We start from the raw sequence: 22,190 nt of genomic DNA on the forward strand, positions 1-22,190 counted from the left end.
TTCTTTACCCTATTATTTCTGTCTGACAACCCATTTTTTCTCAAAATGTGAAAAAGATACTTGTAAAAATTAGTCGAAAAAGGTAGAATAATATTATAAATGGTTATAATGATTATTCCGCCATTTTGATTTTTCAAACCTTAGCAACTTGGTGCCCTTGTAGCACCTATACATCTCCCCTTCTGGAGATGTATTTTTTTACTCAATTCTCATAAGCCTCTCTATTCAGCATTTCATCAAGCTTCACGATTTCAAAGTCCCTATTAATCAAGTAATCCAATATCTCTCGAAGCGCTTGTGCTGTTTTGGCCTGTTCAGCATTGCTGTGCATTAAGATAATGTCACCGTTTCTCACATAACGCTTCACATTTTCCGTCACTTCAGCAGCTGTATGGACAGACCAATCCAGCGTATCAATGGACCAAAGGACTGTATGCTTACCTTCGTTTGAAAGGATATTTAATAATTTAGCGTTGATTTCTCCATAGGGTGGACGAAAGAAGTTGGGGTACTTACCAATGATCGACTCAATTTGACGGGAGGAGCGGTCGATTTGTGCTTGCATTTGTTCCTCGGTCAATGTGGTAAGGTCGAGATGTTCATCAGAATGGCTGGCAATCAAATGCCCGTCAATATAGGCTTTTTGGACAATTCGAGGATAAAGGGCAGCTTGGCTGCCGAGGAAAAAGAAGTTGCCTGGTACGTCATATTCACGGAGTATATCAATGATTTCTTCTGTTACACGCTCATCAGGGCCATCATCAAAGGTTAAAGCGACCTGCTTAAGATTTTCTCCATTGGCTGAAATAGAGAAAGGATGCTTTTCGATAAAGGGCCGTATTTCTTTGCGCCATTTATCCATTTGGATACGAGCAGATTCCATTAGTGAAGATGAATCACCCTTAATTTCAAGGAGGTATTCTCCCCTATCCTTTTGTATAGTGTTATAAACAGCCTGATGGAGGATATGGTCATCCTCCTGGTCGATGAGAATGGTCCATTCATATTCACCTGCTCGGTAAATATATTGTCTATGCCGCTTTGTTTGCCGAATTTCTGCTGGTGGCCCTAACTCGGATAAGATAAGGGCGCCAGTAAGCTGTTGCAGTTCAGGGTGCTCGGAGCGCAGTTCAAACACACCTGCCCGGTTATAACCAATCACGATATGCCGCCTTGGATAGGATGCATAGAACGAGCCATCTTCAAACAAGCTCTCACTCGGCTCTCCCCATTCATTGATCACATCCTCTATGCTAAGGCCGCTAAGATGAAATGGCTGGCCCTCAAGCATCCCTTTTTCAGCCATATCAAGAACATGATTTTCATATCTCTCCTTTATACTTTCCATTTCCTTTAAATTAGCCTCTTGTTCGCTAATGGGCTCAGATATCACAATCGGAAGCAGGCATAGCACAACTGCCAGGCAGGCCACAATCCATTTCCCTTTCATTTCTCTCACCCCTTCGCTGCTTCCTTTTACAAACAGTGTATGCGGGGATAACCTGCCATATTGGTTTATTCATCAAAAAAGACCGGAGTTTGCACTCCGGTCCATTTTCATTACATCGCCACAGTCTCCTTAGGCTTCATAAGATTCCGCTCCAATTTCTTATATTGGACATACATCGCCACACGCCAAGGAACAATCATGGAGAAGGCAATCAAGAAGAACATGCCCCCTATTTCCCCCACATCAACGGACGAGCTAAGAATAAATTTAAGCAAGGTCCTAACAATAATTAACCCAAGCAGCACAAACACGAATGCCTTTGAGCGTTTGATATAGATCTGCTCCTCCTTAATCTCAAAACGGGAGGTCATAATGAGGAAAATCGAGAAAAACATCCCAAGCAAAACCGCTTCCACTATTTCCGTTCCTGACAAACGAAATGGCTCAAATACATACATAAGGGCGCCGGTACTCATAAAAAACGGCGGCAGAATTATCTTCTTTAAGGTTGCTGGCTTCTTAGATGCTTTCATCCGTATGGTGAACACAGCAAGCGCCATGACAATAGCAGCAATGGTCGATACAGCTAGTATCATAATGGATCATTCCTTTAATGGTGATTTCAATCTACAGGACCACCTATTCAAACATAGTCCTAAAACAGCCGGCAATATTCAGGATTTTTAATTGGTTAACAACCCCATTTTCTTCCTGTTATTTCTCTATCATAAATCATCTTTCCTCAGAATGAAAGCTTCATCTGTTCATCCCGCTAAAATCCTGTCCAGCCCCCAAACAAAGCCACAAAATAGGAGGTAAGCATCGTCATCCAATCAAAGAATAGGACAATCCCCATCAGGATCATAATGACTCCTCCCGCCTTCATTACCTTTGCGGAGTTCCGCTTGATCCATCCCATTTTCCCAATAAAGAAGGACATCAAAAAGAATGGGATGGCAAAGCCGAGGATATAGGCAATCATATAAAGCATCGCTGAGTTTGGATTTGTCGCAGCCATTCCGAGAACAACCATGAGGATTGGACCGGTACACGGCGTCCAGCCAGCAGAAAAGGCTACTCCGATTAACATCGAGCCGATATAGCCCCCAGGTCTATTCTGAAATTCTAGTCGGCGTTCCTTCATCATGAACGATGGCCGAAACACACCGATAATAACCAGTCCAAAGAACACAATCACAATAGCTCCTAGCTGCCGGATTGTATCCTGATAGGTTGTAAACAGGCTGCCGAAGAAAGAGGAGCCAAAGCCCAGAGCAATGAAAATACTCGAAAAACCAACGAGAAAGAATAATGTGTGGAATATGCTCCTTTTCTGAAGCATCGCATTGTCCTTCTTCATTTCAGATACTGACATCCCCGTTATGTAAGAAAGAAAAGCCGGATATAGCGGGAGACAGCATGGAGAAATGAAGCTTAGAAAGCCTGCTCCGAAGGCAAGAAATAGATTAATATCTTCCAAAAATGATAACCCCCCTAAAACTGAGCTGAACACGTACCCATTTTACCAGATAAACCATCATATGGTAACTAGATGGATTCAAGTTGTCCTCTTCTTTCATATGCCTCAGGTTATTTCTGTCCTTCTAGGTCATACAGTTTTTTTCTTAAACATGCACCCTACTCGTGAAATACAAGGAATCACCCTGCCCTCCATTCTTCAAAAAGCTTCCCGCCTTAAACGACAAACACGGGAAAGTTTACAATTAAATGAAAAGATTTGTTATTTAGATATACCCAAACTGTAAAATTATGTTATAATTTTCTAATCATATCTTAGGAAGGGACCAATGAAGATGGACAGAGAACTATTAGAAAATCAAATTGAGTTGAAACGGGCTGAGCTCATCAACATTGCCTTGAAGTACGGCTTAACGTCCAAAAACACGATTAAATATAGCCAAGAGCTTGATAACCTTTTAAACGAATATTCTCCTCTTCCATTCTACGTACAAAAGAAGGTTGCTTATAACTAAGTAATTTTACTCCAGAAGCCTCCCTTTAGAATCATCGTCTAACCCTTTAAATCAAAAGCGGAATAAACAAAAAAGATCACATCCCTCTGCAATGAACTGAACAGTAGATTTGTGATCTTTTTCTTACTCAGCTTACCTCATGGGCAATTTCCTCTCCTAATCCATTTTGGAGAAGGTACATTTTGTAATAAAGCCCTTTTTGAGCGAGCAGCTCTTGATGGGTCCCCCGCTCAACAATCTCCCCTTTATGCAGAACAAGAATAAGCGCCGCATCCTGAATCGTTGAAAGCCGGTGGGCAATGGCAATTGTCGTCCTGCCCTCTCTCATTTTGGCTAAGCCCGCTTGGATGGCTTCTTCAGTTTCCGTATCAATATTGGCTGTCGCCTCGTCCAGCACCAGAATTTTGGGGTTTCTCACAATCGTTCGCGCAAAGCCAATCAGCTGCCGCTGTCCGCTTGAGAAGGTAGATCCGCGTTCAACGACCGGATCCTCATAGGTATTCGGCAGCTTTTCAATGAAGGTATCAGCCTGAACAAACTTAGCAGCCTTCACAATCTCCTCGTCACTGATTCTCGAGCTGTGCAGGCGCACATTATCGTTTACGGTCCCGTAGAAGAGAAAGGCATCCTGCAGAACGAGCCCCATCTTTTCACGCAGCTCCCTCATCGGGTATTGCTTAATGGACGTCCCATCAATCAGGATATCGCCCCTATCAAACTCATAAAATCGCATGAGGAGATTGATAATGGAACTTTTCCCGCTCCCTGTATGACCGACCAGTGCGACCGTCTCTCCTGCTTTTGCCTCAAAGGAAATATGTTTGAGCACGTCTTGTTTTCCATCATAGGAGAAGCTGACATCCCTGAATTCGATTCTTCCTTCTTTGATGGATGCATTCCGCTCCAGCTCAGGATGGGGGGCAGTTTCCTCCTCATCCATGACGGCAAAGACCCGTGAACCGGAGACAATGGCCTGTTGATAAATAGAGAGTCTTTGCATGACATCATTGACCGGCTCAAAGAATCGGTCGATGTAATTGACGAAGGCATACAGGACCCCAATCTCGATCGGTGAGTTCATGGAGGAGACTCCAAAATACGATAAGATAAGAATAAGGGCAAAGGTGTATACCAGATCAATCGCCGGCCGCAATAATAAGCCGTCAATCTTGATATTTCTCATCCCAGCCATATAATGCTTTTCATTAATGTCCTCAAACTCTGCCCGCAGCCGTTTCTCCTGACGGAAGACTTGAATAATCGACATCCCCTGCAAGGATTCATTTAGGTTCGCATTCAGCTGGCTCAGCCGCTCCCGCAGGTCTTGGTAGAAACGGCTGCTAAGCTTCCTGTACAGTCTCATTAACCCATATAATATCGGCAGAATGAGCAAACAAAACAGGGCGAGCGTTACATCTAGAATAAACATCGCGATAATCGTCCCGATAATGAAGAATCCACTCGAGATAAAGGAGGAAATCACTCCGACAAACATCTCTTTAATGGCTTCGGTATCATTCGTGATACGGGAAACAATTGCTCCAGCCGGTGTCCGGTCGAAATAGCGCATCCCGAGCTGATGCACTTTCGAGAACACATCAACACGAATCTGCTGAATGATGGCAAGCGCAATTTTGTGAAAGCTGAATAATTGGAAATACTGAATTATGACTTTCGCCACAATTAAGAAAAGATACATTCCGGCAAGCCATATGACAGGGCTCACCGCAATCTCTCCTGCTGTCAAATAATCATCAATGAAAATCTTCACCAGCACAGGGCCTGTGATGTCTGCAGCAGTCGCCAAAAACAATAGCAAGAATGCAATCGATATTTCTTTTTTATGCGGCTTGGCATAGGATAGCAGTCGGTATAAGACCTTCTTCTGCTCCTTGCCAGTTAATGCCTTGCTAGCCTCCATCCTGCTCCCCCCTTTTTTACATTCATCTCTTTTTCATGGCCGCCTAGTTGAATGCCCTATTAATCTTGAAAACTGTTGAACAGGAAGATGTCATAAAAGCTTCCTGGTCAAATAGTAGGAATGGGGCGTTCTGTCATTCAAACAGCCCCGATTCCTTATTTAGGCGCTACGTATAAACCGCCATCCTTTGTCCATTCCGCATAAAACACCCTTTTCACATCACCATAGCCGCTTTGCTCCAACTCCTGTTTAAGCCATTTTTCATCGAGACCATGCTCAGCCAATGCAGGACGCATAATGATTCCATCCATAACGAGGATAGCGGGCAAAGTGATATTTTTCCCTGTTACATTCAAGTCCTTTATTGTTGGGTTTTTATAGGGTGCTTTTAACCCGACACTTAGCTTCCCATCTGGCTCCACGATACCAAACTCAACCTCACGCATGGAAAATATCCCTTGCTGCCTTAATAAACTTCGTACTTGATTCACATCTAATTTTGCTTTCCTGATTGCGTCCCGATCTAATTGGCCTTTCTGAATAATAAAAATCGGTTTCCCTTGCAGAAAGGTCCTGAACTTCGGAAATTTCATTGAGACTACCTGGATCAGCAGCATAAAAAGTGTCCAAAGGCCCACAGCGAATAAGTACTCCATGATGTTTTCGCTTTTTTCATAAATGATGTGCCCTAAAAAATCATCCAATAGTAAGACAAAGACAAAATGGATAGGTGTTAATTGGGATACCCCAATTCTTCCTGTAATGGTCAGGACAAAAAATAAGCTAATGAATCCAACAATAATCTTCAGGGCAATTAACCCAAAACTCACCTCATCCAAAAAGAATTCCCCCGAGCTATAAATAGATTCTATAGCTCCATTATGATATTAGGTGGGAGGATTTATACCCTTTGTCAGATATCCAACAAGATTGATTTATCGTACACGCTTAGTCCATTTTCCCCTGCTCAACAAGCTCCTCTAATTGCTGCTGATTAAACAAATCCCGATACCAGCCTTCCTCTTTCATCAGTTCTTCATGCGTTCCGTGCTGGATAATCGTTCCCTCATCCATCACAATAATCTGCTCCGCATGCTGGACGGCACTGAGCCGATGAGCGGTAATAATGGTTGTCTTTGATGAACGCTCCTGCTTCAAGTTTTGAAGGATGATTTCCTCCGTTTTCGCATCCACCGCTGAAAGGGAGTCATCCAGGATGAGAATCTCCGGGTCCATGATCAAAGCACGGGCAATACTAAGTCTTTGCTTCTGCCCGCCTGATAAGGAGACTCCTCTTTCTCCCACAATCGTTCCATAGCCATTCGTGAAGCCTAAAATATCCTCGTGTATATTCGCCAAATAAGCCGCCCGCTCAATCTCCCTTTGACTGGCATTCGGTGTCGCGAAGGCGATGTTCTCCCCAACAGTGGCCGAGAACAAGAAATGGTCCTGGGGAACATAGCCGATTGCCGCCCGGAGACTAGCGAGCGCATAATCTGCGATTGAATGACCTCCAATACGGATATCTCCCTCTAAATGGATAAATTCACGGATCAACAGCTTCAGCAAGGTCGTTTTGCCTGAACCAGTTCTGCCGACGATCCCTAATGTCTCCCCTTTATGAATCGTCAAATGAATATCACGCAAGGCAGGTTCATCCTCATTCGGATAGGAGAATGACTTCAAATCATACTCGATATCACCAGAGGCCTGTTTCTGGATAGCCTGGCTTTCATCGATAATCTCCGGCTTCTCCTGAAGGAGCTCCATGATCCGGTCATACGAGGCATTTCCCCGCTGAACAATATTAAACAGCCAGCCAAAAGCAAGCATTGGCCAAATCAGGAGTCCCAAATAGGTCGTAAAGGATACGAGCTGACCAATCGTCAGGCTTCCATCCAGAACAAATGTCGCTCCGACCCCAATGGTGATGAAATAGGAAATTCCCGCCATCAGCCCGATTGTCGGATCATAAAGGGCATCGATCCTTGCCACGGCAATATTCTTATTGACCACATCATGAGAGGCTTGACGAAAGGACTCGATGTCCTCCTCTTCTTGGCCGAATGTCTTGATAACCTTTATGCCTGTCACACTTTCCTGTGTCTTATCATTCAGGTCAGAAAAGGCTGCCTGAGCACGTTTGAAACGCTTGTGAATCAGCTTTCCATAATAACTCGTTGACAGCGCAATAAAAGGCATCGGGAGTAAGCTCAGAATAGTCAGGCGCCAATCAATGAAGGACATCGCAATGATGACAAATCCCCCCGTTGTCAAGGAATCGACGAAGGAAAGCACTCCATTGCCTGCGGTTTGCTGCACAGCACTCAAATCATTCGTCGCATGGGCCATCAAATCCCCAATTCTCTTTCGTTGATAGAAGGAGGTCGGCATATTCGTGAAATGCTCATACAGCCTGCTCCTAAGCTGTCTTGATAATTTCACGGCTGACCCATAGATTTTGATACGCCACAAATAGCGGAACACATACGCGATAAGAGCGGCGATAATTAAGAAGCCAATCCATTGGACTAAGCGCGGCGCTGTTACAGTCCCATCATTAATGAGATCTACCACAACCCCGATGACCAGCGGAGGCACAAGCTGCAACAATGCGACGATTAAAAGCAAAATAATTCCGATTATGTATGATTTCTTTTCTTGCTTAAAAAACCAGCCAAGCTTCCGAAAAATCTCCATAAACGCCCCCTCTTTTCTCTCTATCTTCAGCCTCATAAGTGTAGCAAAAAGAATGTTCTATATAAAGATTATTTTAAACCTTCAGAATTTATCTATGCCAGTGAATTGTCTTCCCTGACCAAGAATGCAAAAGTCGTCTCTTCATTAAAGAGGGATTCATAATAGGCCTTTTATTTGCCGCCAGGGATTGGATTTGTTTATGAAGATTTTTGCGGAGAATTTGTCTTAAAAATATTCATCATATTCATCCAACCATGATAAACTCATATAAAGGAGGTCCATTCATATTGGAATTCAATTTTGGCTCTTTATCTATTATGCTCCCATCCCTGCCTGTCACCCTTTTCGCCATTTTTCTTATTTTCCTTTTAGTTAAGTGGAGCAAGCAATTAAAGACACGCCGATTTACCATCTTCTTTTACTTTCTGATTGGCAGCTACATAACGCCCATTTTAACGCTGGACACTCAAGCAGGATTTTTTCAACTGTGGATTCCGTTAGGTTTTCTTATCATCTTCTTTTATTTGTTTCGCAGTGATAGATACCACCCAGCGAAAATGAAAGCATCCATTCTAGGACTATGCTTAGCAATCTATCAAATCGTCCTCCAATATATGAATTAGCTTGACATTGAACAAGCTCCCCTTGTTTGTATGACAGAACTCAATAGAACCATTTTAAGGAGTGACGGTATAATGGAAATAGAAACAATCGAGACAAAGGGGGAGACATCCCTTTTTGTAGAGGTCTTTACGGCTGTTTTGCCATTTATTCTTTTGGCAATTTTAGCTGCCATCATTATTACTATTGTGTTGATTATTAAAATCATTCAACGGTATCTAGCTAACGGCAAAATCGCTGAACAAAAACTGAAAATGGAACAAACCGATATCCAGGAGATTAAACAACGACTGGACCGAATGGAGAAAATCTTACGCGAGGACAGATGATCTCGTATATATCTGTATCAGTTTGTCTCTCAGCAGTACAATGAGTTAGCCGTTACAACCTTTTGCCCAACCCTTTTTCCATACATTAACGGCTTACAAAAGAAAGAGCCGACGATCTGTTCATTCCCCACTAGACCATCGGCTCTCCATTTCGTTTTTATTTGATTATTTCCTTCGCAAGATAATCGTGATAAAAATTCACTCCATCGCTTTACAATCTTCAACGGCACATGCGTTTCCTTTTTTCATCAGCCAAGCCATACCTACTCCTCGCTTTCCATCTCACGAACAGAAATCACATCTACGATCCGTTGCGTACCTATATACACCGCCTCTTTATCTCTTTCGATTGGTTTTAAGATATTTTGCGATTTCCTTGAATTTACGCTCTTTAGCAGCAAGATAGCTTTTGCTATCTTCGGCATAAGCGCTTTCTGCTTTCAATTTTTGATAGGATCGCCACCGGTCTATTTCCAGCGTACCATTCATCAGCGCATTTTGAATGGCACAGCCAGGTTCACCAGAATGGGTGCAGTCATGGAAACGGCAGCCTGACGCCAATTCCTCAATCTCTTCAAAGGTATGGTCAACTCCGGAAGCACTGTCCCACATTCCCAGCTCACGCATACCTGGAGTGTCAATCACAAGCCCTCCCTGCGGCAGTAATAGCATTTCTCTATGCGTCGTGGTGTGACGGCCTTTATCATCGTTTCGAAGTCCTTTTGTATCTAGCCGCTCTTCACCGAGCAGCTGGTTAATAAGTGTAGACTTGCCAACGCCAGACGAGCCAATCAGGGCGACTGTTTGGCCATCCCTAATATAGGGCAATAGTTGTTTGTAGCCATCCTGCTCCACACTTGACGTAATAAGAATATCTGCACCTATGGCAACAGATTCTATTGCGAGTTTGCGTCCATTCACATCATCACACAGATCGCCCTTTGTCAGTACAACAACAGGTGTTGCCCCGCTATCCCATGCAATAGACAGGTAGCGTTCTAACCTTCGGAGATTGAAATCATTGTTCAATGCCATACACAAAAAAATCGTATCGATGTTCGCTGCTATAACCTGCTCCTGTCTAGCATCACCGGCAGCTTTTCGAATAAAACAGCTCTTTCGCGGCAGCACATGATGGATGACTGCATTTCCTCCGTTTTCATTCCAATCGACCATCACGAAATCACCAACAGCTGGATAATCTGATACGCTCTCAGCGTTATATATAAATTTACCTGACACCTCTGCCAGTTTTTCTCCATATTCGGCAACAAGGCGATATAAGCCCTTTTCTTGGGTTGTGATGCGTCCGACTGTTAGATGGTCATGTTCTGCGGCTAAGGTTAAGAAGCGGTCAGAAAGGCCATAAGATTTCATATCCATACATTTATTCAATTTGATTCACCTCAACACGAGTAGTTCCGATCCCTATTCAATGTTCACATTCTTTGCCTTTTTTATCTAAATAAAAGACATCTCCCTTCTGTTTCATCCTTCTTCTCACTTTCCTTACAAAAAACAGAGCCAGACAAGCGGTGATTTCTCACAGCATGAATCGGCTCTGCGTCAAAGGCGTCTACTCATCATTTGATTTATGCCAAGTCACGACGCAGTCTTTCAAAGCCTGCCTGTAACTTCTTCAGCTCTTTTCCCCTATGGCTAAAAGCAATCCAATCATCCTCTATTCAGCAAAGGACTTTGAATACTTAGGCAGCAAGTACCGGTAGATGACCACCACATGAATAAGACCGATTCCCGCAAAGAGAACCATCACTATCCATTCCTGCCAAAAGAGCGCGATACCATTCATATCGCCCCCGCCAAAAAATTTAAATAGTACACTTAAATAAAGCGGATCAAGCAGCAGCATGACGAGTGATGTGTACCATGCAATGGTCCGAAAAACCATTGATTTTACTGCACAAATTCGTTTGCTGAATAAAATCAGCAGCCAGCCGCAAACGAAGGTGGCTGCCGCACCCGCCAGACAGAAAAGCCCATTTGGAAATCGGTCATCTGAGTATGATAGACATCTACCTGAATACCAAGCCCCATGAAATTGATTTGCTTAAAGACACCATAATACAATGCCGCCAGGAGGTGCGCTCCCTCATGGATACTATAGTAAATAACAATAGCCGAAAGAATTCCAATTTATTGTCTTACACTTCTGCTCATACTAGTCACCTATCTTGTTTTCCTCGTACATTTAAAAATGAAACAATGCCTATTCTAATCATCAGCCAAAGATAGGATTGTGATCTAGTATATTGTTCCCTTTAAAATTTGTGTGTTCATTCACAAATGTATTATAGACGAATAGTATGAAGAGTGCTATCCTTTTCAATTGAATAGCAATCTACTCTCCTATTTCTTGCAGGCTTGCTTGAGCATTTTTTGGTAAAACCATACCGTAACCCCAGCAATCCCTAAAGCAATGATGAATGTCATCCAATTAGAAGAGATTTGTGATAAAAATCAACACGCATTGGTCTAGATTTTCATTCTAAAATCCTTCATCATTCATTAGTCGTCTTGCGATTTCTTTTTACATACCACGATTGAGATTCCCTAGAATAACGAATGAATGGTTCTGACATGAAGAACCTTTCTCTTGTGTGTACCTTGTTCACCGTAGATCAAGACAATGTGAAACCGAATCCTTTTTATTCCGTATGAACATAAAAGGGGTGGAAATTGTTGAAAAAATATCTACTATTTATTATTTGCTTTGTTCTGTTCTATCTAGCCTATGAATTCGTTTCAGGGATCGTTTTAACGGCACTTTATATTCCTGATTTTATGAGCCATCATCCAAGTGAAGAAACGGTATTCTTTGAACTGCGATCTAGCCTTTCCTTGCTGCCGGCTTTATCAATCGCAACCTTAGCCTATCTTTTATCGGACTTGATTGATAAAAAAAAGACTAGGAAGACTCCTAATCGCTAAGACCATACATATCAATCATTTCTTACACAGTCAGCCGCTTTCATTCTGAAGGCGGCTTTTTGGTACCACTTTCTCGCCATATGCTTTGACTGAAGCATCCCCTTATTTATTCCGTTCCTTCTCAACCGTTGCCATCAAAAACGCCCAAAACTTTTCCTGAACATACGGGTCTGCTGTCACCTTTAAAACGATTGACCTTATCCATTCATAATAGTCATTCCCTTTCATCTCTCTATCCCCCGCTTCCTTGGCACCATTCGTTTCGCAAGTTTTTTGATGAAACGATTCGGATGAGAATTGGCCAGCTCCTTCAACACTTTTGCCGCCACTTCTCCATTCGTTAAGGTCGGATCTTTCTGTAGAAAGACGTGAACGAGAGCAGCTATTCCATCGGCATCCCGCTCACTTACCTGCATCATTTTTTCCGCCATTCGCCCATATCCCTCTGGATCTGTTTCTTTTCTATTTAAGGATAGGGAATAGGCTGCCTCTTCATTCAATTCTCTCCTCGCTTGCTCCTGTGATGCATCCGAAACATCCAAAGTCGTCACTCCTTTCTCATGGATTAAACGTACCTTCCAATAAAAGTTATTTTTTATTTCTATAATCTTAAAATGCGTTTCCAATCCTTGTTAATGTGGGTATAGATGAACGACATCAAGCAGGGGATCAAACACAGGATGACCTTCCCCTGTCTGCTCTGTTCTAATTGTAGTCTACCAAAAATAACCTGACATTTACTCGACATAAACATTTGTTAAAAAGAGAAAAGGTACGATTTTAAAGGGGAGAAGGTAAAATGAATAACAGATTTTTAGTCAAGCTTCATTGTGCTGACTGCGAGAAGACTGTATGGATTAAATCTACTGGATTTATCTATAAATCTGTCTATTGTCCTAATTGCGCCAGACTTTTATGCGCTGGAAAATTAGATGCTGTACAAAATTAATCAATTCATATGAAGAAAGCACCTCGCGGAACGGGTGCTTTCTTTTTTATGGCATCTTCACTACGTTATTAAATAATACTTCTTCTGTCTTCACATCGATAATTTTCAGCCGGTTTGTCTCTTTCACCAATATCGTTTTATACCCTGGTTCCCCATCTTCATCTGTCCATAGGAGTACACGTGTGTCATCCCCATCCTCCTGTTCCTTTGCTTTATAGTCGCCGTACTGTATATACTCCTCCACAAATTCATACTCAGGATATTCCCGACCTTCTGATTGGGGATCGTTACAGCCTGCCAAAAGCAGGGCAGCTAAACTAAGAGCTGTAAGTCCTTTCAGCATTCTCTCACCACCATCCATCGTGCTTATGTATCCAGTCAAATCTCTGGCCTTTCTTTCACTAGTGTATCATTTATGACAAGAAGGTTCAGAGATTAGAACACTTACTCGTATGGATGATTAAGGGTTTTATAGGAGGGTAGTAGTAGATAAGCCTTAGGATAGAACAAAGGGATGTGAATAGAATGTTTGGAATAGCTGATTTACTTTCACTGATCATTTCGGCCTTCATCATCCTTCCTGTCGTCATCTTTCTACGTGAGAGCGGGTATTTTGTCGTCAGCGGATTCTTTGGTGTTGTGAATCCTAGACTGACGATTGGCTCAGGACCAAGGATAGTTAAGATTGGCCTGTTTGATATCCGTAAATATTATCATGTGTACAGTTGGTTTTCGTACGATGATTTACGAATTAAGAATAAATTTGCCTATGTCTGTATTTATGCCGGTCCTATTCTTGCCAATGTGACCGTTGCCTTCACAATCAATCTATTGATATCTAATGGCATCATCGTTGAGTATAAAACATTCTGGGACCGCTTTGTTTTCTATTCCTTTTACTACATCTTATTTGACGCTATCCCGATGATTACCATCAACGGGAAACCGAATAATGGGATGATTATTTACGAAATGCTCCGGTATGGGAAACGAGTGGATTATAACGATGAAAACTTCCTCCCGACGACGGAGGAAATGGATGAGGAATACAAGGAATGGAAGAAAACCGTTAAGAAGCGTAGAGGAACAAGAAAGAATTATGAGTAAGATCATGGAGGCTGGGACAAAACAAAAACATCGAATGATTGCCACTTAATCTACCTATTTAATAGCAGTTGGAAATAAAGGTACGTTCCATTCCGTGGGGAGGAAGGCTTGAGTCTCCTCGGCACTTACGCCTGTGGGGTCTCATCCTTTCCTCTACTTTCCCCAGGAGTCGAGTGCATTACGCTCCTTTTCACCAGTCACCAATCATAGAAATTCACAATCAACTAATGCACGGAAAAATAAAAACCAGAATAATTATACGATAGATTCATTCCTTTATCATCTAATCATTCGGGTTTATCATTGGCTGAAATACGGATGTCCCAGCCGCCATTCATGCGTATGACTTCTCGATAAACTCATGAAGCAGGCTGTTAAAATGGGCACGCTCCTCCCAGAATCCCCCGTGTCCGCTGTAGTAAAGTGGTGCGAGCGTTGAATGAGGGATGGAGCGTTCCATTTCCTCAGCTTGAGCAAATGGAATGACCTTATCGTGAACCCCATGAATGATTAGTGTCGGTACCTGGATGGCTGTTAAATCCTCATAAAGTGTCTCATCCCTCAGCATTCGGATGACTGCCGCCGTTGACCATCCGGCTGCCTCAAGTCCTAATTGAAGGGAACCATTCCGCAAATGGCTGCGTGATAGATTGATAGAAAAAGCTTTCCATTACCTCTCGCATCATTTTTGGCCGATCATTCAAAGCAGAAGTCAGGAAGCTATGGGCTGTTTCAGCCGTAAACCCAACAGGTGCCGCCGCATCGACCAGCACGACCTTTGACACACCATACCCATGATGCCTCGCCATATAGCGAATGGCGATTGCCCCGCCAGTTGAATGGCCGAGCAAGATGACATTCTCTAAGCCTAGCGCCACCACCACGGCCCGAATATCATCCGCCAATCGGGAGAAATGATACCCGTGTACAGGTTTGTCCGACTGTCCAAATCCCCGCCAATCAATCCCAATGCAGCGATAGCCCAATGCAGGGAGGATCGTAAACTGGTATTCAAACTGCTTATGGCTCAATGGCCAGCCATGCAGAAACACAATCGTCCGGTTTCCACTTGGATTTAAATCCTCCACATATAAATTGACATCTCTTTCTACCGTCACATAGTACCCCATACCCACTCCCCCATCTGAATGTCTCTTAGGAATACCCTATTCCGGATGGCAGGGATCCATGTAAAGAAATCGAAGAAAGTCGCAATTAAGTATCTTTATCGTGTTGAGGCACGGTCCATTCATATTGGATATCCGGTAAATTTTCTTCATTCTCACAACCTCCTCCTATCACCTCAAATCCATTCCGTTCATAGAACCGCCTCGCCTTTTCATTCACTTCAAATGTCGATAAGGTAAGTCGTCCAGAGCATAGCACCTTCGCTTTTTCAAGCAAGGACTGTCCAATTCCCATCCCTTGATAATCAACATGAATATAGAGCTGATTCACCTCGCGTTCATTATAGGCAATCATGCCAGCTACTTTCCCATCAACTATAGCCAATTCAATGTGAAAGCGATCGGCTAGAATATGATTCAAGAAATAAAGATGACTATCAAGATCATGAATCTCCTTCTGGCCTATGGCCCGTTCCTTACTTTCCCGCCACATTCTGATTGTCTCTTGTGCATATTGGGGCTGATACGGAATAACCAACCAATTCCTCAAGCTCTATCTTCTCCTTCTTTTTATTTGTTCATGGAAAATCGAATACTCGTTAACTTATAAATAGCGTGAATCCTTCACAAGCAGGAGGTTTTAGACATAATAAAGCGAATAATTAATAGGATGGAATGACGACAGTATAGCTGAAAGGAGGTTAATCATTGGAGGTTCAAACAACGCTGCCGAAGAAGAAGTATGGCGTCCTTAGTTATCTATCTATTATCATTGGAATCCTTTGCTTCTTGTTCGTCTTTATCCCTCAGACAAGAATAGCGAACATCGGAAATGCGGCCGGGGATTATATAACCATGCTGCTAACAGGTGCAGGCATTGTTTTATCCATAATAGGTTTGATGAAGAAAACGGAGAAAAAGGCCATCCTCATTCTTTCCTTACTTCTCTCGTTATCTCTCATACTATTCTGGATCATAACGATTCTTTTATTGTTTACCGGCCAAATCGAGTTTGCCCCTTAAAACATCGATTCCTGTCATGAACATGAAGGATTTATGATCAGTCAATCGATGAAAAATCCACAATAGGATTCATCCAGAAAATCAGCCAATAAGCTCATTTCAAGGAGGGATTTTGTGAAAAGAATAGGGACAATGATAATTGTTTCGTTCAGTGTTCTTCTTTTGGTTGTCGGATGTTCAAGTGATAAAACGGTTGAGAGTAAGACTGTCTTACCGGATGATATGCCCGATTATGTCCAAGAAAGCGATCTGGAACAAATCAATTGGGAAAGAAAAGCGGGTGAATTTGGCGACAAAGGGATCATTGGAAACGAAAATAAATCTGGTGTCATTGGAGCTGATATGCCAAGCTTAGATGGCCAAAAGTGGATGTGGCATCTATGGGGAAATGAACAGGCAAATACCAGCCTGACTGTTGTTGGTTATCATAAAGAATCCAAAACGGTGCACAAGATTTTAAAGGATGGCTGGACTATCAATCTTGGCGGGCCCAATAATGGAGCCGATGCTCATACACCTTCTATGGTGAAAATACCAAAAGCAGGAGAATGGGCCATTCTGCTGTATGTAGACGAAGAATTATTTGATACATTAGTCTATGAAAAAAACAGTTAAATCAGTCCAGTGAACAAAGAGGCATAGGGAATAAAAACAAAGCCGCTCCTATTTGTGAAGCGGCTTTTGCTTATTGACAAACGATGTGAAAACCGGTCCGGCTTCTCTTTATTTCTTCTTCCATTCTTCTCGAAGAATCCCCATCACGATTAAATCATGATAGTCGCCAAAACGAAAGATTTCCTGCCTCAACACACCCTCATGCTGAAAACCGCATTTCTCGTAGGAGCGAATGGCTCTTTGATTAAAGCTGAAGACACTTAACTTTACTTTATTGATACGAAGATAATGAAAAATGAAATCAAGCAGGGCATTCATGGCATCTGTTCCAAGACCTTTTCCTTGATGTGGAGAGCCAATGGAAATCCCCACATGACATGTGCCATTCACCCAATTGATGGCGTAGATGGAGATTGTGCCGATAAAAGCTTGGTCATTCATCCGCTCAATGGCAAATAGATACTCTTCCTTGTCAGCGCTGATTCCATTCAGGAATTGATCATGATCATCATCTGTCGGAGGAAATGGGATAGCATCATTCATGAATAATCTATTTTCCATATTGCTTTCCATTTCAATAAATGCCTCACGATCGTCCTTTTCCATCCTGCGAAGGGTGACGAAACTCCCTTTAAGCCATTTCTCGTTAAATGGTTCAATCAATTTTTAATCCCCCTAAAATAATTATTTAGGGGTCAGCAAGCAATAAAGATCTAGCAGCTTCCCCCTATATACATGCCTTAAACAGGTGTGAGTGAAGGTCAGCAGCAATGATCGATAACATAGGCGCATCTCCTTTTCAACAATTTAGTTAATTTTACCATATTTCGGTCAATTTAGGGTTAAAGGATAAAATTCATCATTAGCTGTTTTTCATTTATAATGGATACATAGGAGGACGAACACCCAATCGCACACGATTTACACTTAATATTGCGTTTATTCTATGATGGCGGTGATTAGAAATGGATTCGAATTGGCTGGATTGGGCCAAACAGCTTCAATCGATTGCACAGGCTGGCTTGACCTACTCAAAGGATGTTTATGATATGGAACGGTTTGAACAGATCAGGGAAATTAGCATTGAAATGATGTCTACCTATACTGAAATGGATACACCCATCATCAGAGAATTATTTGCCAATGAGACTGGCTATGCAACGCCTAAAGTCGACATAAGAGCGGTCGTTTTTAAAGATAATCGCATTTTAATGGTGAAGGAAAATACGGATGACTGCTGGGCATTACCTGGCGGATGGGCTGATATTGGATTAACACCGAGGGAAGTTGCGGTTAAAGAGGTTAAAGAGGAATCGGGATTTGAGGTGAAACCCGTCAAGCTGTTAGGTGTATTAGATAAGAAGTGCCATCCTCATCCCCCTTCTCCTTATCATGTGTACAAACTATTTATTCAATGTGAAATCATTGGCGGCAAGCCAACAGAGGGCATAGAAACAAGTGCCATTGATTTCTTCCCGGAAGATGAGCTGCCCGCATTATCAATTGCTCGGAATACAAGATCTCAAATAGAGATGGCCTTTAGAAGCCTTAAGAATCCTGAAGAACCGGTGCAATGGGATTAAGAATCCATGCACCGGTTTTCCTTCATGCTAGACAGCTGCCTGCTAATCCCCGAAAGGCAAATATGGTTTTTCATCTTGATAAATTGAATAGGTTTCACCTATGTTTTCCATTTGTGTACATGGTTCATTATGGCAAGAAAAAAGATAGGTTTGCTTATCGGTACGGACACTTATCATGAAATAGTATGGAAAGACTCCACCTTTGTTTTTATCCATACTCGTATCCACTGCCACAATATTCTCTTGCTCCGCTATTTTTTGATAATCTTCACTTTCAATCGTTTTTTGTACCATTTCGCTTAAAATAATCTTCTCTTCTCCATTCGGTTCATACCATTGGTCAATGAGCAGCCACTTCGCCAGCAGATACATATTTATCCCTAGGCTGACAATCAATAAAATGATGACAAACTTATTTTTCACTATACTTTCGTCCTATTAATAGTATCTGGTTTCTTTTTTACAGAATCTTGCTAATTGAACATCGGTTGATTGATGGTAACGTACGCAATTTGTTTTGCTCCATTTTTCTGAAATTCCTTGTAAACATGCATTCCCATCTTCTCTGCTACCCTTCGTGACGGAAGATTTGTTAATGCGGCATATACATATACTTTCGGGTAGCCGACAACAGAAAAAGCATACTTTATACAGGCATTAGCTGCTTCAGTGGCATAGCCTTTATTACAGAATTCCTTCATGATATGAAAGCCAATCTCAGGCACTGTTTCGTTCTCAATCGTTTGCATCGTGATTCCACAGTCCCCAATAAATCGTTCATCCTCTTTTCTGATAACTGCCCATAAACCATGCCCATATTTGATGTAGTTTTCCCGATTCCATTGAATCCACTGCTCCACTTTTTCCTTGCTGAATGGCGCTGGATAATATTTCATAGACTCTGGGTCAGATAGTACCTTCGACAAATCATGTGTATCTTCTATTGTTAATTCTCTTAAATATAATCTCTCGGTTTCGATAATCTTCAAGCTCAACACCTCTGCAGATAGGCTTCAATCTAGTCTTTTGATGAAAAAATACTGCTGATGCTCTTTCGTTGGAAACTCTTCAATGACACCTATCACTTCATAGCCATGCTTTTGATAGAAGTCAGGCGCTTGGAAGCTGAATGTATCCAGTTGAATAAGTTTGCAATGATTTTCCCGTGCAAAGTTCTCCATGCTATCCAGCAATTCTTTCCCGTATCCTTTTCCCCTGATCGATTCATCCACCCATAAGAAATCAATATGCAGTCGGTACCAAACCATGTCTCCCGTTATACCGCCAACTATTTTTCCGCTTTCATCTCGAAGGATAAAATGGATCGTATTCACCGCTTGTTTAATCTCATCAGGAAGCTTTGATAGATTATATTCGATTAGTTTCTTACGGATAAAATCACGATTCTCCTGCTTCCATTCCTGGGTAATTTCCATCCTGTCACCTCCGGTATGTATGCGGATATCTCCTAAACTGACGGTTATTCCTGCGGCAGCGGATCCTCGCCAAATCGTTCCCATAGAGCCGGGAATAACTCTTCCAAATCTTCTTCTTCCCAATCAAATTCTATTTCAGGTATAGGATTGACTCCCTTTTCTTCTAGTGCCTGAAGATACTCATCATGTACCTCATCATCCCAATCATCGTCACCTGTTTTAATCAGGAAATAAGCATTCAGGCCAAGAGAAATCAATTCTTCATTTTGAGGAAATCCTTCTTCATCAAGATGATCATCATCGATGTATTCAGCTAGAAATTCAGGGTCTTCCATTACTTTATGAAAGATTTCTTCCCCCTGCCCGATTAACCAACCACGGAAATAATCAAAGGCATCATCCGAGCAGCCGCCCATTAAGACAAACGCCGCACCCCATAGGCGGGATGTATAGCTCATATTCATGAACTGCTGCAGGATAGCCTCGAAATCGACTATTTCCTCTATGCCCCTTTCCATCAGCAGCTCGGATAACCACTCAGCTTGTTCCTCTTGTTCACCCTGTTCCTTCGCCTCTTCTATTAACCGCCAAAATTCTTTCTCTTCCATCCTATTTCCCCCTTGATTATTCTTTATAGCTAGTTAATTCGACATTATGCTCCTACCTCCCTCCTTTTACCCCATTCTATTTACAGTTTTAATTCTTCCGATTCAAGAACAAGTGCTGTCAAACCGCTATCACTTCCACTTGTATGACCTTCCCATTTCCTCCAAATGACACCCTCACCGCTTCTCACATTCACCCTTTTTTGATTTTCTCCCTCAACCCAACCTTCTCCCTCCACCACAATGAATAACTGGGGTACCGGTGCCAGATGATAACCAACAACCCCACCTTGCTCTATATGGATAAACCCTATGGTTATTGGAGCTTCGCTTTTCGTGATTTTTGTATAGAAGGCTTTCAACGAGTGAAAGTTTGTAATCTCCTTAGCCTTCGCTTTTCCGAAATCAATGATTTCCATTTCTACACCTCGCATTCAATATACACATTTTCTTCCATCCTTCATAAATAGATTCTACTAAAAATGCAATCAAATATTCTATCTTGATTGAAAATGCATTCCCATTTTTTGCTATAATGAACGTTGTACAAATATACCATCCTGAAGAGGTTAAAAATGGATACAGTTAAATTTTCACCAAACGACTATAAAGTGAATTATCATTCCGAAGTGATCGTATTCTTACCGAAGGAATTTCAATTGTTTAAATTTTTATATCAGAACCCCTCTCGGATTTTTACAAGAGATGAACTATTAGATGCTGTCTGGCCCTTAGAAACACCGATTGACAGAACAATTGATGATCATATATATAGGGTCAGAAAGAAAATCCAGCCTCTTACACCTGCTATACTTATTGAAACGGTGCGGGGACAAGGATATCGCCTTGTAACCAAAAAGGAACCGGATAATCCCTTAATCCACGAAAAAGACATTACCTCACATTTTCTCAGTCTCTATCATAAGTATCATCTTTATGGTCAAGGGGATGCCTTAAAGCTTTTGGAAGATAATCAAACACTGCTTGGCTTTGAACTTGATTTACCCAGTCAGATGTATTTGCAGTTCATGAAGGGAAATTTCAGCTGGTTTCTTGAGAAAGAGAACATTCCTTTTTGGGAAAAATGCTATTACTATCTTCATATCTTTTCATTTGCGGAGCTGGATAAGCAGAAATGTCTCGATTACTTTTGTCGTGCCTTATCATCAAAAGCGCTTCCCGAACATCATAGGCTGGAGATCATACTGTTGAATCGCTTATCCTTTTTGATATTCACAAAACAAACAGATGAAGCCCTCCACCTTCTTATCCAATCCAAACAGGAAATTCATGAAAAAAGACTAGTTGGCTTTCTACCAATTCTCGCTCTTCTAGAAGGCTACCTTGTCCTTCTGCAGAAGGATAGTCGTTTGATGGAGGATACGATGATTGATATCAATAAAACCCTTTCCACATATCCGTATGCTAGGGAACAGGCAAGCTGCACTGTTCTACAAGGTATCTTCTGCTTTGTTAAGAATGATTTCGTCAATGGAGAAAAGTATGTGGACAAAGGATTCCAACTGTCCCATAAGGCCAAATATATACCCGGTATACTAATCAATCTCCAAGTTATCCTTTTCTTTTTAGAAGAATTCAATCTATATGGCGGTTTATATACGCATTATCAGGAGATGCTGGCCAAGTATCACAGAGAATACAAATTACCTGATTTAAAGACGAAGATTGAATTCCAGCTAAAATCACATTTTCAATAAACGATTCCTAAATTGGCCTCTGATATTCCTCTGACATTCCCTCGTTATGATGAAAGAAATAAC

27 protein-coding genes and 1 pseudogene are annotated in these 22,190 nt (G+C 41.9%); 9 read left to right on the forward strand and 19 right to left on the reverse strand.

Going from position 1 to position 22,190, the window contains the following annotated elements; genetic code table 11:
* Nucleotides 1-202: 202 nt before the first annotated feature.
* The 3 genes from AC622_RS10300 to AC622_RS10310 all read right to left on the reverse strand — a co-directional run bounded on the left by AC622_RS10300 (nt 203) and on the right by AC622_RS10310 (nt 2,930).
* Nucleotides 203-1,450 (reverse strand): polysaccharide deacetylase family protein, encoded by a 1,248-nt coding sequence (locus AC622_RS10300; protein ID WP_049670995.1) that lies wholly within the window; start codon nt 1,448-1,450, stop codon nt 203-205.
* A gap of 110 nt (nt 1,451-1,560) precedes the next feature.
* Complete coding sequence (locus tag AC622_RS10305) at nt 1,561-2,049, reverse strand: CcdC family protein (RefSeq protein ID WP_049670996.1); 489 nt, start codon at nt 2,047-2,049, stop codon at nt 1,561-1,563.
* 173 nt (nt 2,050-2,222) lie between these two features.
* Nucleotides 2,223-2,930, reverse strand: a complete 708-nt coding sequence (locus AC622_RS10310; RefSeq protein WP_049670997.1) for a cytochrome c biogenesis CcdA family protein — start codon at nt 2,928-2,930, stop codon at nt 2,223-2,225.
* A gap of 328 nt (nt 2,931-3,258) precedes the next feature.
* Here AC622_RS10310 and AC622_RS10315 point away from each other — a divergent pair, with 328 nt between their 5' ends.
* Nucleotides 3,259-3,444, forward strand: coding sequence for an aspartyl-phosphate phosphatase Spo0E family protein (locus AC622_RS10315; protein ID WP_331456706.1), 186 nt, complete (start codon nt 3,259-3,261; stop codon nt 3,442-3,444).
* Between the two features lie 127 nt (nt 3,445-3,571).
* Here AC622_RS10315 and AC622_RS10320 read toward each other — a convergent pair whose 3' ends face one another.
* The 3 genes from AC622_RS10320 to AC622_RS10330 all read right to left on the reverse strand — a co-directional run bounded on the left by AC622_RS10320 (nt 3,572) and on the right by AC622_RS10330 (nt 8,065).
* Nucleotides 3,572-5,365 carry an ABC transporter ATP-binding protein gene (locus AC622_RS10320; RefSeq protein WP_049670998.1) on the reverse strand — a complete coding sequence of 598 codons (1,794 nt, stop codon included), beginning with the start codon at nt 5,363-5,365 and terminating at the stop codon, nt 3,572-3,574.
* A 155-nt stretch (nt 5,366-5,520) separates the two neighbouring features.
* On the reverse strand, nt 5,521-6,195 hold the full coding sequence (locus tag AC622_RS10325) for a DUF421 domain-containing protein (protein WP_231589599.1): 675 nt from the start codon (nt 6,193-6,195) through the stop codon (nt 5,521-5,523).
* 118 nt (nt 6,196-6,313) lie between these two features.
* Nucleotides 6,314-8,065, reverse strand: a complete 1,752-nt coding sequence (locus AC622_RS10330) for an ABC transporter ATP-binding protein (RefSeq protein WP_049671000.1) — start codon at nt 8,063-8,065, stop codon at nt 6,314-6,316.
* A 287-nt stretch (nt 8,066-8,352) separates the two neighbouring features.
* On the opposite strand from AC622_RS10330, the gene AC622_RS10335 reads away from it, so the two are divergent.
* Nucleotides 8,353-8,688, forward strand: coding sequence for a hypothetical protein (locus tag AC622_RS10335; RefSeq protein WP_049671001.1), 336 nt, complete (start codon nt 8,353-8,355; stop codon nt 8,686-8,688).
* A 72-nt stretch (nt 8,689-8,760) separates the two neighbouring features.
* Entirely contained in the window at nt 8,761-9,015 is a 255-nt protein-coding gene (locus AC622_RS10340) for a hypothetical protein (RefSeq protein ID WP_049671002.1), read from the forward strand.
* 336 nt (nt 9,016-9,351) lie between these two features.
* Here AC622_RS10340 and rsgA read toward each other — a convergent pair whose 3' ends face one another.
* Both rsgA and AC622_RS10350 read right to left on the reverse strand, forming a co-directional pair.
* Nucleotides 9,352-10,398 (reverse strand): ribosome small subunit-dependent GTPase A, encoded by a 1,047-nt coding sequence (rsgA, locus tag AC622_RS10345; protein ID WP_197089982.1) that lies wholly within the window; start codon nt 10,396-10,398, stop codon nt 9,352-9,354.
* Nucleotides 10,399-10,696: 298 nt separating this feature from the next.
* Entirely contained in the window at nt 10,697-10,924 is a 228-nt protein-coding gene (locus AC622_RS10350) for a hypothetical protein (protein WP_049671004.1), read from the reverse strand.
* 791 nt (nt 10,925-11,715) lie between these two features.
* Between AC622_RS10350 and AC622_RS10355 the strand changes: the two genes are divergently transcribed.
* Nucleotides 11,716-11,964 (forward strand): hypothetical protein, encoded by a 249-nt coding sequence (locus tag AC622_RS10355; RefSeq protein WP_049671005.1) that lies wholly within the window; start codon nt 11,716-11,718, stop codon nt 11,962-11,964.
* 102 nt (nt 11,965-12,066) lie between these two features.
* Here AC622_RS10355 and AC622_RS21535 read toward each other — a convergent pair whose 3' ends face one another.
* The 3 genes from AC622_RS21535 to AC622_RS10365 all read right to left on the reverse strand — a co-directional run bounded on the left by AC622_RS21535 (nt 12,067) and on the right by AC622_RS10365 (nt 13,256).
* Nucleotides 12,067-12,192 (reverse strand): hypothetical protein, encoded by a 126-nt coding sequence (locus tag AC622_RS21535; protein WP_269431783.1) that lies wholly within the window; start codon nt 12,190-12,192, stop codon nt 12,067-12,069.
* Nucleotides 12,189-12,506 (reverse strand): hypothetical protein, encoded by a 318-nt coding sequence (locus tag AC622_RS10360; protein ID WP_049671006.1) that lies wholly within the window; start codon nt 12,504-12,506, stop codon nt 12,189-12,191. The genes AC622_RS21535 and AC622_RS10360 overlap by 4 nt, the downstream gene beginning before the upstream one ends.
* A 453-nt stretch (nt 12,507-12,959) precedes the next feature.
* Nucleotides 12,960-13,256: a hypothetical protein gene (locus AC622_RS10365; RefSeq protein WP_049671007.1), complete on the reverse strand. Its 297-nt coding sequence runs from the start codon at nt 13,254-13,256 to the stop codon at nt 12,960-12,962.
* A 182-nt stretch (nt 13,257-13,438) separates the two neighbouring features.
* Between AC622_RS10365 and AC622_RS10370 the strand changes: the two genes are divergently transcribed.
* The gene (locus AC622_RS10370) at nt 13,439-14,020 is read left to right on the forward strand and encodes a hypothetical protein (RefSeq protein ID WP_049671008.1); all 582 of its coding nucleotides are present in this window, start codon (nt 13,439-13,441) and stop codon (nt 14,018-14,020) included.
* A gap of 334 nt (nt 14,021-14,354) precedes the next feature.
* Here the strand turns inward: AC622_RS10370 and AC622_RS10375 are convergent.
* Both AC622_RS10375 and AC622_RS10380 read right to left on the reverse strand, forming a co-directional pair.
* A pseudogene (locus AC622_RS10375) lies at nt 14,355-15,150 on the reverse strand (alpha/beta fold hydrolase).
* An 85-nt stretch (nt 15,151-15,235) separates the two neighbouring features.
* Complete coding sequence (locus tag AC622_RS10380) at nt 15,236-15,640, reverse strand: GNAT family N-acetyltransferase (RefSeq protein WP_082197263.1); 405 nt, start codon at nt 15,638-15,640, stop codon at nt 15,236-15,238.
* 215 nt (nt 15,641-15,855) lie between these two features.
* Between AC622_RS10380 and AC622_RS10385 the strand changes: the two genes are divergently transcribed.
* Nucleotides 15,856-16,170 (forward strand): hypothetical protein, encoded by a 315-nt coding sequence (locus AC622_RS10385; RefSeq protein WP_049671010.1) that lies wholly within the window; start codon nt 15,856-15,858, stop codon nt 16,168-16,170.
* A 114-nt stretch (nt 16,171-16,284) separates the two neighbouring features.
* Nucleotides 16,285-16,785 carry a hypothetical protein gene (locus tag AC622_RS10390; RefSeq protein ID WP_049671011.1) on the forward strand — a complete coding sequence of 167 codons (501 nt, stop codon included), beginning with the start codon at nt 16,285-16,287 and terminating at the stop codon, nt 16,783-16,785.
* Between the two features lie 108 nt (nt 16,786-16,893).
* On the opposite strand, the gene AC622_RS10395 is transcribed toward AC622_RS10390, so the two are convergent.
* The gene (locus AC622_RS10395) at nt 16,894-17,448 is read right to left on the reverse strand and encodes a GNAT family N-acetyltransferase (RefSeq protein WP_231589510.1); all 555 of its coding nucleotides are present in this window, start codon (nt 17,446-17,448) and stop codon (nt 16,894-16,896) included.
* 302 nt (nt 17,449-17,750) lie between these two features.
* On the opposite strand from AC622_RS10395, the gene AC622_RS10400 reads away from it, so the two are divergent.
* A complete protein-coding gene (locus AC622_RS10400; protein WP_049671012.1) occupies nt 17,751-18,368 on the forward strand; it encodes an NUDIX hydrolase in 618 nt (205 codons plus the stop codon).
* 42 nt (nt 18,369-18,410) lie between these two features.
* Here the strand turns inward: AC622_RS10400 and AC622_RS10405 are convergent, their stop codons facing one another.
* The 5 genes from AC622_RS10405 to AC622_RS10425 form a co-directional block, all read right to left on the reverse strand.
* Nucleotides 18,411-18,791 carry a hypothetical protein gene (locus AC622_RS10405; protein WP_049671013.1) on the reverse strand — a complete coding sequence of 127 codons (381 nt, stop codon included), beginning with the start codon at nt 18,789-18,791 and terminating at the stop codon, nt 18,411-18,413.
* A 50-nt stretch (nt 18,792-18,841) separates the two neighbouring features.
* Entirely contained in the window at nt 18,842-19,357 is a 516-nt protein-coding gene (locus AC622_RS10410) for a GNAT family N-acetyltransferase (RefSeq protein ID WP_049671014.1), read from the reverse strand.
* Between the two features lie 24 nt (nt 19,358-19,381).
* Nucleotides 19,382-19,804 (reverse strand): GNAT family N-acetyltransferase, encoded by a 423-nt coding sequence (locus tag AC622_RS10415; RefSeq protein ID WP_049671015.1) that lies wholly within the window; start codon nt 19,802-19,804, stop codon nt 19,382-19,384.
* 44 nt (nt 19,805-19,848) lie between these two features.
* The gene (locus AC622_RS10420; protein WP_049671016.1) at nt 19,849-20,412 is read right to left on the reverse strand and encodes a DUF4240 domain-containing protein; all 564 of its coding nucleotides are present in this window, start codon (nt 20,410-20,412) and stop codon (nt 19,849-19,851) included.
* A gap of 80 nt (nt 20,413-20,492) precedes the next feature.
* A complete protein-coding gene (locus AC622_RS10425) occupies nt 20,493-20,828 on the reverse strand; it encodes a cupin domain-containing protein (RefSeq protein WP_049671017.1) in 336 nt (111 codons plus the stop codon).
* A 156-nt stretch (nt 20,829-20,984) separates the two neighbouring features.
* Between AC622_RS10425 and AC622_RS10430 the strand changes: the two genes are divergently transcribed.
* Nucleotides 20,985-22,127 (forward strand): winged helix-turn-helix domain-containing protein, encoded by a 1,143-nt coding sequence (locus AC622_RS10430; protein ID WP_049671018.1) that lies wholly within the window; start codon nt 20,985-20,987, stop codon nt 22,125-22,127.
* Nucleotides 22,128-22,190 lie beyond the last annotated feature (63 nt).

Origin of the sequence: Bacillus sp. FJAT-27916 (assembly GCF_001183965.1) — a bacterium.
Lineage (GTDB): Bacteria > Bacillota > Bacilli > Bacillales > Pradoshiaceae > Pradoshia.